The organism is Gluconobacter sp. OJA, from assembly GCF_039638325.1.
GTDB classification, from domain to species: Bacteria; Pseudomonadota; Alphaproteobacteria; order Acetobacterales; family Acetobacteraceae; genus Gluconobacter; species Gluconobacter cerinus.
On the sequence record NZ_JBDIWI010000009.1, the window covers coordinates 13,951 to 27,014 of the forward strand.

Consider the following 13,064-nt stretch of genomic DNA (forward strand, 5'->3'; position numbering starts at 1 on the left):
CATAGAGAATAGCTATGGCACTAGGTGTTCTGACGGATCATGAATGGGCGGTGATTAGTCCGTGCGTTTCCTCTGAGCGTGGACGTTAGGCTTGTCCATCCGTAGATAACTACCTATTGTTTAATTGCATACTGCATATTCTGTACGCAGGCTGTTCTTAGCGAGACATGCATGGGTGTCATGGCTAGTGAAACTCGATTTGTCTTCGGTTCTAACGGTGGGCTGAATAGAGTGTCTGGAATGCTCTTTTTTAGACTCTGGTAAATCTGGGACTGACTGATGACTGGCAGCATATGCTCTAGAGCACCGTCGCCCAAGCCTAACTCAAAGGCTACTTGAGCAAAAGGGGATTCATTCGGAGGCTTTTAGTCGGTCACGCGGAGCTTTGCGAGCAAGGTCCACGCCCGCTATGACAGTCCTGAAGATCCTTTCGGCTTTGACCTCACCGGAGACCAGGTCTCGGATTACAAACTCATAGACACCCTGATAATGTTGCCGGTTCCTAACCTAGAGGTCATATTGGCTAATCGGGGCTATGACAGCAACTGTGTCCATCAGGAGCTTCTGATCAATGGTATCCTGCAGATTATTCCATCATTACGAATACGGTGAAGCTCCTTAGCAGACAGATTGGCGACATTAATCAGGACCGTAATCGTATCAAGCAGATGTTCAACAAACTCAAGCAAATGCGCCGCATCGAAACCCGCTGCGATAATTATGCCTTGCCCTTGATGAATTTTCTCAACTTTGCTGCAACAAGGCGATAGATTGGATATTTTGTGAAAATGGCCTGAAAGTCAATTTTGTGTCTACCAAATACTATTTATAGGAAATGCAATGAGGCTTCGTTTTGTGATAATTTCGTTCGTATTTTTTTCGCAATGTAGAATAGGTTCCGCTCAAGTACTATTCATGCTTTCGCTCTGTGGAAATGAGAGCGTGGCGCGTGCAGAAAATATTACGCAGAAGATTTTACCCAAAAGGGTTGATACCAAGTCTCTGCCAGATTTTGGCATCAAACTGGACGATAGTCGTATTAGCGCAGACTTCTCGGATATCGACAGTCTGTGGTCTAAAAATCCCAAGATGGTTTACATCCCTACCGGAGCCATATGGCCTCATAATGGGAGCAGTGCGCTTATTCCTTCAGGCAATACCAGAAACATCATCGTTCAGGCTCAGGGTGAAATCAACCTGTGGCCATCATATCCAGTGACCGATTATGGAATCGGGTTTCCTGTCCCATATTTTGGGAATGGCGTGTCTTCTATCCTATACGGAGCTAATGCAGCGATTGCTTTCAGCCGGGTAGATGCGAATGGTATCAACTTTAACGCAAGCCTACCGAACGTAGCGTACAACTATGTTGCTGATACCACCAAGGAACCTGGGAACGCTGGCTCTCCCGGCATGTTGAATATCAACATTCACACAGTTGCAGGACGCAACAAGAAAGGAATGGAAAGTGGCGTAAACGATATTTTCGACAGCCTATCTCTCGGCGGATTTGGCGACGATGATGTGCAAGACTGGCACCATATGGGGATTTATGGAACCGACTGGACGTGGAGTAATATCCAAGAAGTAAACCAGTATGTTCCGTTTTATTTTTCGACTGGAGTTGATGGAAAATACAATCAGGCTACTTATATAAACGAAGAAGACTTTGCGACGGGCGGACCGGAAAATAGCAAAAGCAGCTATGATCCGACGCAGTTTAACCGCAAGATGTTTTGGCTGGCCCATGGGTACGGCACAATGGGTTACGGGACCGTGGAAGCCTCTGGAAACAAGACCGCGCATATTGCAGATGCTGTAACATGGAAAGCTTCAACATCTTACCATCGTTATCAGGAAATCATCGTCGCGGACCAGAGCGGACAACCCTTCACGTTTTACGCGCTTTCCAAATCGTATGATTCCAGTAGTGGTAACCCTGCTTCCGACACTTCCGGTTCCAGTGCCCCAGCATGGAAATTCATAAAAGGGGCTACTACAACCGATGGCAGTCTGGTGTGGACCTGTGTGGGCCAATTTACGGCTGATCTTGGTGAAGTTTTCGGTATCGGTGGTGACAACTCCCCCAATACCGGGTGGGTTGCTCGGATCGGGACACTAATGTCTGAAGACACGGATTACATTTATGACGCGCTGTTTGACTTCTCCAAAGCCGCATTCGATCCAAGTGTGACACACGTCTTTACCCGGATGCAGAAAGACATGTTTTTGGACCTGACTGCGGACGGCACACAGGCGGGACAAAACAACAGGCTACTCGGATATAAGTCCGGGGTCGGGCTAGCATACACATTAAACGGAGCGGCAAATGGGACCGGAACTGCAAGCACGCCTTTTTATGTTTCGGATAGTGGGGCCACAAAAATGTCTGCGTTTTCTGTAGGATCGGATACCGGCTCCATCACTAATGGAAGGGAGATCTTAAGGTCGTTAAATATAGACGGTTCTGTACCAAATAAACAGATTTCTCTTCGGTACTCATACCCAGACTTACATATGTATATCGACAGTATTGACTTAGGTAATGTTGTAAGGCGTGTGGATGTTCCAGGATCCAGTTCATCTTCATGTAGTAAAGGTGATATTTCTCAAGACCATAGTTACTTATACATATGTGTCACATCAAACTCGTGGAAGCGTTCAGCGCTAGAAAGCTGGTAATGGAGATTAATTTGAATGGGATATGATTTTAACTTTTACATCTGCGCAGAGCGGGGGCATTACACTCAAGATCACTATGTGGCTACACCCACCCTTTACACGAAGAAAAAGCGGCATACATAGTAGCTAATATTGACCAGCCCGCCGATCGTTATGGTCCCTCGCGTGATCTCGATGGGGCGGATGATACAGCCCCATCGAGAACTCTGATCGGTATAGACACGGGATCTGTTGTAGCCAAAGAGCGGCATGGCGAGATCGCTGACTGGCATGGTTCCATCCTCTTACCGCCTCGGTTTATTAAATTTCAGCGTCCAGCGCACATGAGAATGTTTATGGCACAGCTTTGAGGGCTTGTCCTTCCAGTCTAGCGAGATCCGTGCCTCCCGAAGATCCGCCTTCTCTGCGTTCGTATTGCTGCGCTACTTAGGAGCTGCGACCAGGGTAGCAGCCAGAATCTGGAACATTAGTTTCGGATTAAACGGCGGGAACCCGCCTTTATGCCCCCCTTCCGGAAACTGCCAGAGCCTTGCCCAGATCCGAGCAGGAGACTTCAAAATCCACAGTCTGGAAAAACGCGTCGAGTTGGTCGCCAGTCTCCTCAGCAGAGCAAGCAGCTATTCAACATCAAAAAAACCCAGCTGTTTCATCTTCAATCTCCGTGCATCGGTGACGAAATGAAATTACAGGGGGGGGGGCATCAAAACCAAGAAGTTTTTCGAACCCTTTCGCTCTACTGGTTTCAAAAAATAAATATTTATTACGGAATAAATTAGTTTTTATTTTCTATATATTTCACATAATTACGCATAAGTTCTAGTCTTGACTCAAAATTGCCTAGTCCACCATTAAAATGAGCAAATCCTAATGTAGGTATATCCGAGAAACACCCCCCAGATCCGTGGAATACATATGAAGTAAGTTTTTCTGTATCAAAACAACTTGGAAAATGAGCCATTAGAACATAGTTTAGATTTGGTTGATCTAGAGTTTCGAGTATTATTTTACTTCGGCTATGTTTTGTTTTTTGAGAATTAATCATTGATTGCACAACAGAAATTAGAATTTCTTTGGCGGCATCTATAGAGTTGAAAACAAAAATTCCTGAATTTATGCCTGATTGCATTAATTTATAATCTTTTCCCACTTCTTTCCAATGCTCTCCACCAAACCAAGGAGATGATTCCGATAACCTATACTCTTCACTGAAGAGAATTTTATCTATTTTCATACTATCATGAAAAACCTCATTAATGTTTGAATTAATAATTATGTCACAATCCATATACATTATTGGAGAATAATTTATCATTTCTGATATATTAGAAATCATATATCTCGATAATGTAAAATCAAAAAAATCATATGCGTTAGATTTTTGAAAATGTATTCTTCCCATAAATGGAAGTAATTTTTCAGAAAAGCTTATATTTTCATTATCAGTTATAATAAGAACTTCCCCAATGAAATCTCCAAAATGAAATAATGAGTAAATAGATTCTTCTGCGGAAGAAATTATGTCTGAACCACCAAAGCAAGTTAAATATACAAGAGGATTAAAAGGTTTTATTATAATAATTCCTAAATTATCCCTAAAGAAAATAATCCTATTAGATTCGGTTTTTATGGATTTTATTATATTTTCTATTTTAATATTATATTTACCAAATTTAATTCCGTTTTTATTTTGAATTATTTCTTCTGGAGGAAGATATACATTACTACCCTGTATATAGCATCCTTTTGCAAAGCAATTACGTATTATCTGCAGCTTTTTCTCATCTAACAGGTAAAACTTCTCCCAATCGCCACAGAAAGGCTGAATAAAAATTGAACTTGTGTTCGATGATAGAAATCCTCCATTAAGGGAAAAGTAAATTTGTTCCTCCCCGCAAAATCCCGTAGTTATTGGAAAATAATCTTGACGGGTAGAGACTATTACTTCGCCGCTTCGGCAACAAAAAAAACACTCCCTACCAGAAACAAAAAAATTATTATTATCAAATAAAATGTAATTTCCATATTCGTTTATATTTAATAATTTTATCTTATTCTCGTTATCCACGCTTAGTACTTGTAAGTGGTGATTTATTATTACTTTCATTTTACGTCCTCTATTAAATAAAAGAAATTATCGTTTAGAAAAGAAATATTGTCTAGTTGTTTTTTTGGTTGTTAAAGATAAAATACCAGTTTTCGAATAATTCTGTTAGGCTGCTTTAGGCTCAGGGCTCAGGGCTCATAGCCAGAAGAAGACGGGGGCAGCTGTCATAGCGTGTAGCAACACGCCGCCAGTCCTTGAGCCTTCCGACCGTAATCTCGATGAAATTTCGGCGTTTATATTTTCTCTATATAGTATTCTACCGATTTTCCGCGAGGTTTCCGTCTGGGAATGCAGGGCTTTATACCTTTCTCTTCCAGGGTGCACCTGAAGCAGTCGGTATCTACCCGCGATCTCCCAGCATCCATTGTGCTGCGGGAAGACGGTCTAGCAGGGCTAGAGGTATCGGCATAATCGCTGATCTGTGCGGCCGTCCATCATTCGCATGAAAATGCCCCTGTCGCCCCAACGCTTCCAGCGGTTATAAAGTGTCTTGTGTGGACCCTACTCCCGGGGCGCATCACGCCAGCGCAGACCATTGCGGTTCACGAAAATGATGCCGCTCAACACGCGGCGGTCATCAACACGAGGTTTGCCGTGGCTCTTGGGAAAAAACGGTCGCAGGCGCTCCATCTGATCGTCCGTCAGCCAAAACAGGTCGCTCATCTTCAGTCTCCTCGCAGGGCCTGAATCAGATTTCCATAATCAAATCAATGGGTTCTGAGCCTAACACTACAGTTGTATTTTGATGTGATATCTGATTCTTTGTCCTCTAATTGAACAGGATATGATGACAGGCGGGGCGTCTGTTGAAGAGACGCTTTCTCTGCGTGGTTGATGGGCTACGGGCTGTCAAGGACAAGATGCGTCCGCTGTTTGGTCATGCTCGGGTTTCGGTTTCGGCGGAGGATTATCTTGAAACCCTTTTGTGCAACCTGCCGCGCAAGACGGGTTGGCAGCGTGCAGAAGCCGCAGGCGACGAAGGGCCCCGGCGTCAGTAGGCTTTGCTGGGACGGACGCAGTGGGACTACCGACGGTCTCCGCGACATTGTCCGCAATCATGTCCAGGAAACCCTGAGTGATAAAGACGCGGTTCTCGTGGTTGATGAGACCGGCTTTCTCAAGAAAGGTAAGGCGTCCTGCGGTGTGGGCCGCCAGTATACGGGGTCGGCGGGTAAAATTACGAACTGCCAGATCGGTGTGTTCGCAGTCTATGTCTCATCGCGCGGTCATGCTTTTGTGGATCGTGCCCTGTATCTCCCCAAAGCCTGGAGCACAGACCCGACACGATTAACTTCAGCCTCTGTTCCAGAAAGCAGGATGTTTGCGACCAAGCCTATTCTTGCCCGGGAAATTATCGAACGTGGGAGTTCGATAAATTCCCTTGGCTCTGACCTGTTTTCTATGATTCCCTTCCTACGATTCTGATTGGGGTATGGATCATGAAGCAGTCTGGTTTCTTTGATGTTGGAGAGCGGCTTGCCCGGTTGAGCGGACTTGGTGATCAACTCGAAGCGTTTTCCGGACTGTAGATTTTGAAGTGTTCCGCCCTGGGCTTGAGAAGGCTCTGGCCTATTCAGATGGAAGCAAGGGCGGGCGACCGCCGTTCGATCCAGTGTTGATGTTCGAGATCCTGGATGTAACGCTGGTGGCTGCTCCAAAGCAGCGGAACACCAACGCAGAAAAATCCGATCTTCGGGAAGGACGGATCCCACAGGAGTGGCAGAACAAACCCGCAAAGCTGTCGCACAAGGATCGCCATGCGCGCTGGACACTGAAGTTCACGAAAGCAAAACGGCAGGATGACGGAACGATCTCCGCAACGGATCTCGCTATCCCGTTCTTTGGCTATAAATCGCACGTCTCTATCGACCGGAAGTTTCGGTTCATTCGCAAATGGAAGACGACGGATGCCGCCGCAAGTGATGGTGCGCGATTGAGAGAAGGGCTGCTGGATAAAACCAATACGGCCTCAGGCGTCTGGGCTGAAACGGCGTATCGTTCAAAAGCCAATGAGGACTTCATGGAAAAGCAGGGCTTTGTCTCAAAGGTACACAGGAAAAAGCCGCATCTCAAACTTATGCCCCGACATATTCAGAGATCCAACGCCGGAAAGTCCGTGGTCCGATCACGCGTTGGGCTTGTCTTTGCTGACCAGAAATCACAGACGGGATTGTTGATCCGAACTGTCGGCATCACCCGGGCCACCATGAGGATCGGGCTGGCCAATATCGTCTATAATATGCGCCGCTTTCTCTTCCTCGAAAGATTGAGCGCGAGCGTGTAGCCATCCAGCGAGGGACAACACTCGATCCGTTCAAAACGCAGATTGAAAGCCACCTCAAAAACCATCAATCAGAACGCCAAAACCCAGAAATTACTGGCCAATCGCATCAAACAAGGGTTCTTCGATCCCTCCGGCTGCTTCATTCTCCATACCCCAAATCAACGCAGGAAAAATGGAATTACATAGAGAGCCCCAAAACCAGAAAGTTTTTCGAACCCTCCGTACCTTAAAGAACGTTAAGATAAATTATCAAATATGCTTTCAGCGAAAAATTATATATATTTATTTAGCAATGTAGATGTATTAGTATTTTATTATGTAATAATACCTCTTATTAATTGGGAATATAAATCCGAGTTATTATAGTTTTTAATATTATTAATACCATTCTCTCGTATTTCTTCCCACTTATTTTTATTACTGTACAACTCTGCTATGGTATTGCATATTTCATCAATATCATGGATTTCAGTTTTTATAATATCACTTCCAATGCTCCATCCTATTTGTTTGCATAGCACGTCTGAAGCAATAACAGGCAATCCATGAGCTGCTGCTTCATATATTTTGTACGGGATACCGGCAGCGTAACGTGTAGGAGCTATAAAGAAGCGCGCATCATTATAAAGTTCAGTAAGATCGTCTACCTCACCGAGATATATTATGTGTTGTCCCTGAGGAAATACCGATAAGGACACTCCCGACCCTAAATGTCCCGCCATTATAAGCCGTGAATTTTCCGGAAGAAATTGTACCAGTTTTGGCCACAAAACCGTCGTTAGCCACAGGACCGAGTCATAATTGGGAGAATTATATTCATGAATCGCTCCGACGAAAAGAAAGTCAAATCTTTCTTCCCATGGCTTAGGAGTCGGCTTTGGCGTTTGAACATGACCAAGTACCGATACATTGGTGTAACCGTTCTTTTTTAGAAGACTGGCATCATAATCGTTTACAGCTACAATTTTTGTAGCAATTAATAGACATTCAAATTCAGAGCGAAGGCGTTCTGCAAGAGAAAGATGTTGATCTGACGGTATGCTCATAAGGCAGTCGTACTGCTCTTCGCGAACAGAGCTTACCGCTTCTGTATCTGCAATAATTTCGGCCAAAGGCATAAGGTGGGCTATCTGCTCGATAATCGGCACCAGACGTCGAACATTTTGTGTTCGACATATCCAGATCGTATCATACAATCCGGCACGTTGAGCAAAAAAATACTCAAGGTCATTAATATCACGATCCCATATGATCTCAACAGAGTCCGGAAACGCATTATAGAGCAGGTTCGCGGAGACAACAGGTTTGAATATAGGGAAAACAGTAACCTCATGTCCCATATGAGACATGGTAGTTATGATGTCATGTGATCGCGAAAATCCTGATCCATAAGACTTTAATGGAATTCTGTCTTCAATAAACAGAATTCTTTTTGAATCCTGCTTCCGAATAGAGCGCGCTAAATTCGTGTTTTGTTTTGACTTAACAGTTTTTTTTGAAAGAAAATCTCCGTGTTTTGAATTAAATATAATTCTGTTACGGTTAATGTATCCAGCCCCGTCTTTTGCGCTGGATGATCCATATTCATAATGTATAGCCGTTATTGACGGATCATAAACAACGTCATAACCGGATTTCCATACATTTATACAATAATCGGTTTCTTCATAATAAGCTGGAATATAATCTTCATTAAAACCACCGATCTTTCCGAACAACTCTACTCTTGTAAAAAGAGCTGCTCCACAACAGAAATCCACATGACGCACAAAGTTCGCTTCTGGGGTATCTGGACTAGCACCTCTCATATAACCTGTGACACTTCCATCGCGATAGATGATTGCGCCAGCCTCCTGTAACAAACCGTTCGTCCGGATCAATTTGCCGCCAATCACTCCCACTCCTGGATCGCGACGGAATCGATTGATTGCAGTCTCAATACTCCCCAACAGGATTTCTGTATCATTGTTCAAAAAAAGAACATACGGCGCACGCGCCTGCTGAACCGCTACATTGCAGGCACGGATAAAAGCAACGTTACCTTCAAATCGTAGAAGTGTTGCCCCGCGAACATAGCGCTCTATATGACGGGTTTCATCGTCTGATCCGCTATCAGCAAGGATAAGTTGGATTTCGTATCTGTAGGCGGCTCTTAAAGCTGTCAACGCATTCAACGTCATATCAAAATTATTATGCAAAACCATAATGACACTGATGTCGGGGTGCGTGAACGAAAAATTCAGTGGCGAGCGTGCGGCATTAATCGCCAAGGAAGCACTCTTCTTTTCAAAGGCAAATTTAGTTTGTACTTCAGTTCGTTCCAACGCGTCACCAATTTCAAGAACCTTCCCTTCAAGCTGGCACCATCCAACAAACACATTTGGAATACGGCCATTGAAAAGAAGCTTCTGGATATAGAGCGTATGATAAAATCGTTCTAAGTCGATGCCCAAATTTGGGCATCGACGTTCCTGAATGCCGTAAAGCAGAAAGTGTTCATACGCATTAAAAAAACGTCCTGATCCCACAGGATCAGCAAGGTCTGGATTTTCTTCAATATAAAATTTTTCCGAAAAATATTGGGAGGGGTTGTATTTTTTTTTATCACCATTTGTTAAATAATGATGAAGCAAAGAATTCCATGTACCTTTTTTTAATTCGTAAATAATTTCTGGGTAAGTTTCAGCATACCAAGTTGTATCAAAATAAATACTCTCGAAATCCCTTTTTGGATTTTGAATATAATGGTAAAATGGCCTTCTAATATTTCCATTTGGTAAAGATTTGAGATATTTTATCGGGTCAAAAAACCAAGATCCACACCTAAATTCTTGGTCGCCACTCTGGATGTAATGATCGTACCCATTCGAAAAAGTAGTTTCATTAACGAGTGTTTGAGCCACATCTTCATATCTGTTGAGATAATATTCTTCACAGAATAACCAATGAGGGTCCCTATCTTTATATCCAATTTTTCGGTAATGATCGAAACCGGAAATAAACTTTCCTTGGCTAATCGCAAGACGAACGTCCCCATAACGTTGGACGTAATAAGATTCATCAAAATACGGATTAGGCTGATAGCCACACGTCCCCGCCAGAAGTAAAATTTCTTCAGGAATAAAATTAACCTGATCCCTAAAAACCTCTTCGACTTCAGGATAGTTTTTTTTCATCCAGAGAAAATCAATATGGTCCCAAGAACTATTTTTTTCACTTGAATTTTTCAGTAAAATTATACTCATTTGTACTCTTCGACTTTCGGCTGTCCTGGGTGACGATATTTCATGATAATCTCAAGATCATAGTGAGATTTATGCGCCTCGGTGGAAGTCCGGGACACGCCATGGACTCGATAACGACAAAGAATTTCCGGCAAAAATACCATATCGATACCTTGATCGATGAACTTCAGCCAAAAGTCATAATCTTCCCATCCTTCTTCAATATGAGAGAATCCGCCCACCTGAGCCCAAGCAGTTTTTTTCATCATTGCCATGATGTCGACATAGTTATTACGATACATCCGCTCAACGTCCCATAAATCGGCACTTCCGAGTTGGTTACGGTCACCGAATTCGACGATCTGGCAATAAACACCCTGCGCGTCAGACCTTCGCAAACAATCATATAATTTGGCAATGGCTGTAGCCATGATTGTGTTATCAGCATCCATGATGAAGATCGTTTCAGAAGGACAGTGCTCGATTGCAGTATTTCGTGACGCGGAAGGACCCTGATTGCTGATATTTTTCAGTAATTTTATGGATAAAAATCTATTTTTATTTTTATCCATCCATTCCAAAATCTTTTCTACAGAAAGGTCCTTGCGAGAATCGTCATCGATTACCACAAGACTCAATCTCTGATGGGATTGATTTGAAATAGAATTAAGACACTCAATAACATATTTTTCATAGTTATAGTTTGTAACTATAACGGAAACATGACTAGGGTTATCTCTCAAGTCATCTGCACTGTAACTAAAAAGAATTTCCGGTTTTGGATTCCAGGCTTTATCAAGCATTTTCGAGACTTTCTTTCCAGACGCGCCCAATAAAATTGAAAATATCATTAAACTTTGATTTTTGTAACTTTTTATCCTTAAAAAGACTTAGGCATGAAGTCTGTACTTCCTGCATTTTCGTCTGTCCTTCTGTCGTATCAAGAAGCCAGGAAATAAGATGTGGCATATGTCGAGGAGTTTCTGTGAGAAAATGGACCCCTTCCTGATAAAGAGGGGTAGGCAGGCACTCTTCCGTGACAACGACGGCACCTCGCGAAGCACCGTGTTTTATAATGCGATGCCACTCAAAATAAGGATCATCATTACGATGAATATTCAGACATATTTTGCTATTTTCAGCGACATAGAACGGCATACGCCCTAATATTTCGTTCACGCCCTCCATCCGAATGGGGCCATGGGGTTTGCGGTAATATAAAAAGCACTCACGCAGAGCAAAAAAATCAGCATTGCGTGAAAAGAATTTCTCCCGCTTCGCTGATGCATTTCCAAAAAAACTCATGTCGATTGAGCGCTCCGAAATTGGGCGCAGCGCTGATTTATGGGCCTCAATTTTTGCACTATCAGGCAGCACACGAAAAAGTGCGTGCGCGCGATCCTTATCTAAAATTCTTGTCGTGGTACAGCCAGGAATCGGATCAAAATGAAACGCTGGCAGCCCAATAGACTCAAACAATTCGATATTCTGATATAGGAAATCTATAATCCCTGCAGACATAAGAAGATATATTAGGCCTCGGGTAAACCATGCGGTTTGCGATTGCTCAGTGTTGAGCATAAGTGAGGACTTTAGAATATCCTCGCGTTCCCAATGCTTGCTTCCATCAAGAAAGAAAAACTCATGAGGAGCACAGAAAATACACAGGTCAGGCTTGGCACTTAAAGGTGTATTTTCTGTCTCTAATGAAATCTGAAAACCACCTCCCTTTAAGCAATCAAACAGATCTTCTGCAATCTCCTTGATGAAACAGTTTCCTTCAGTATGATAAAAAATACCCACTGACTTCGGCAAAGGAAGGTCTTTTTCCCTATGTGATGTCAGAAAGTATTTTATAGAATCCTTCGATTTTTCACCCAAAACATTTGCAATGCGCAGTTTGGAAAGAAGTGTACGTCCTTCAGGAATGCCATAAAGAACGGCATGCTGATGTGGCAAAAGATCCGAACTTGAAACATCTCCATTCAAAGAAATATAATCTTTTCCCGAAAACAATGAGAACTTTTCTAATCGACGTGTGGCACGGAACAAACTTTCATAACCAAAGCTTTTCAAAAGGCCCTTATCAAAAAATTCCATTTGTCGATTATTTTTTAAATAATGAATAAATGGAGCTTCTCCGGGTTTAATTTCATCTTTAAATGCATTAATATATTTTTTATTATTGTATCTTTTGTTAGGATTTCTATTTAATTCATTTATTCCATGCCTAATATAATGTACAAGAAGTGGAATTTCTATATTTTCTAGATCAGGATTACTTTCTATATAATATTTTTCATCAAAAAGATCGTAGTGAATAATAAGATTATATAAATAAACCTCTTGCGGCGTCAAAAGGCACTTTGAAAGTTCTGACCTGTAGGAGTTCCGCGAAAGAAGATCGAGGAATGGATGCCCTTCTATTTCTCCGAGAGAAAAATCCGAAATATATAGTTTTGCATCAAATTCAGGATATGGCTTTCGCTGTTCTTCGTTCAATCCATAATAGACATAATGAGCAATGGGATCAATTCCATCTTTCGCAACATCCTCATTATCTGAAAGATAGGCCTCTTCATCAAATAAACCTGATTCTCTTATTTCAGCAATTAGCTTATCCGGATCCGAGAGCAAAGGAGAACCTTTCATAAAATTTTTAGCGCAAAGAAGTGAAACCTAATCATAAAAAAACGATGAAGTCGATCTTAATTCTAAAGGAGAAAAGCCTTTGAACGGTCCGGGACACCCCGTTCTCCAATAATTATAT

Annotated in this window: 5 protein-coding genes and 4 pseudogenes; 3 read left to right on the plus strand and 6 right to left on the minus strand. The window is 42.6% G+C overall.

Going from position 1 to position 13,064, the window contains the following annotated elements; genetic code table 11:
• The first annotated feature begins 942 nt into the window (after positions 1-942).
• Entirely contained in the window at positions 943-2,682 is a 1,740-nt protein-coding gene (locus ABDK75_RS17705) for a hypothetical protein (protein ID WP_346006602.1), read from the plus strand.
• Between the two features lie 194 nt (positions 2,683-2,876).
• On the opposite strand, the pseudogene ABDK75_RS17710 reads toward ABDK75_RS17705, so the two are convergent.
• The 3 genes and pseudogenes from ABDK75_RS17710 to ABDK75_RS17720 all read right to left on the minus strand — a co-directional run.
• Positions 2,877-3,332, minus strand: a pseudogene (locus ABDK75_RS17710) (IS5/IS1182 family transposase); the annotation flags it as partial.
• Positions 3,333-3,454: 122 nt separating this feature from the next.
• Positions 3,455-4,786, minus strand: a complete 1,332-nt coding sequence (locus ABDK75_RS17715; protein ID WP_346006603.1) for a glycosyltransferase — start codon at positions 4,784-4,786, stop codon at positions 3,455-3,457.
• 121 nt (positions 4,787-4,907) lie between these two features.
• Positions 4,908-5,449, minus strand: a pseudogene (locus tag ABDK75_RS17720) (transposase).
• 121 nt (positions 5,450-5,570) lie between these two features.
• On the opposite strand from ABDK75_RS17720, the pseudogene ABDK75_RS17725 reads away from it, so the two are divergent.
• Positions 5,571-6,148: pseudogene (locus tag ABDK75_RS17725) on the plus strand (IS701 family transposase); the annotation flags it as partial.
• 77 nt (positions 6,149-6,225) lie between these two features.
• Positions 6,226-7,070: pseudogene (locus tag ABDK75_RS17730) on the plus strand (IS5/IS1182 family transposase).
• Between the two features lie 314 nt (positions 7,071-7,384).
• On the opposite strand, the gene ABDK75_RS17735 reads toward ABDK75_RS17730, so the two are convergent.
• From ABDK75_RS17735 to ABDK75_RS17745, 3 genes are read right to left on the minus strand one after another with little or no spacing between them, the layout of a single operon-like run.
• Positions 7,385-10,315, minus strand: coding sequence for a glycosyltransferase (locus ABDK75_RS17735; protein ID WP_346006604.1), 2,931 nt, complete (start codon positions 10,313-10,315; stop codon positions 7,385-7,387).
• Positions 10,312-11,097: a glycosyltransferase family 2 protein gene (locus tag ABDK75_RS17740; protein WP_346006605.1), complete on the minus strand. Its 786-nt coding sequence runs from the start codon at positions 11,095-11,097 to the stop codon at positions 10,312-10,314. The genes ABDK75_RS17735 and ABDK75_RS17740 overlap by 4 nt, the downstream gene beginning before the upstream one ends.
• Positions 11,090-12,946 (minus strand): hypothetical protein, encoded by a 1,857-nt coding sequence (locus ABDK75_RS17745; protein WP_346006606.1) that lies wholly within the window; start codon positions 12,944-12,946, stop codon positions 11,090-11,092. The genes ABDK75_RS17740 and ABDK75_RS17745 overlap by 8 nt, the downstream gene beginning before the upstream one ends.
• Positions 12,947-13,064 lie beyond the last annotated feature (118 nt).

Excerpts from the sequence above, each read along its gene's own strand:
- ABDK75_RS17715 (WP_346006603.1), bottom strand. The coding sequence starts at position 4,786 with ATGAAAGTAATAATAAATCACCACTTACAAGTACTAAGCGTGGATAAC.
- ABDK75_RS17735 (WP_346006604.1), bottom strand. The coding sequence starts at position 10,315 with ATGAGTATAATTTTACTGAAAAATTCAAGTGAAAAAAATAGTTCTTGG.
- ABDK75_RS17740 (WP_346006605.1), bottom strand. The coding sequence starts at position 11,097 with ATGCTTGATAAAGCCTGGAATCCAAAACCGGAAATTCTTTTTAGTTAC.
- ABDK75_RS17745 (WP_346006606.1), bottom strand. The coding sequence starts at position 12,946 with ATGAAAGGTTCTCCTTTGCTCTCGGATCCGGATAAGCTAATTGCTGAA.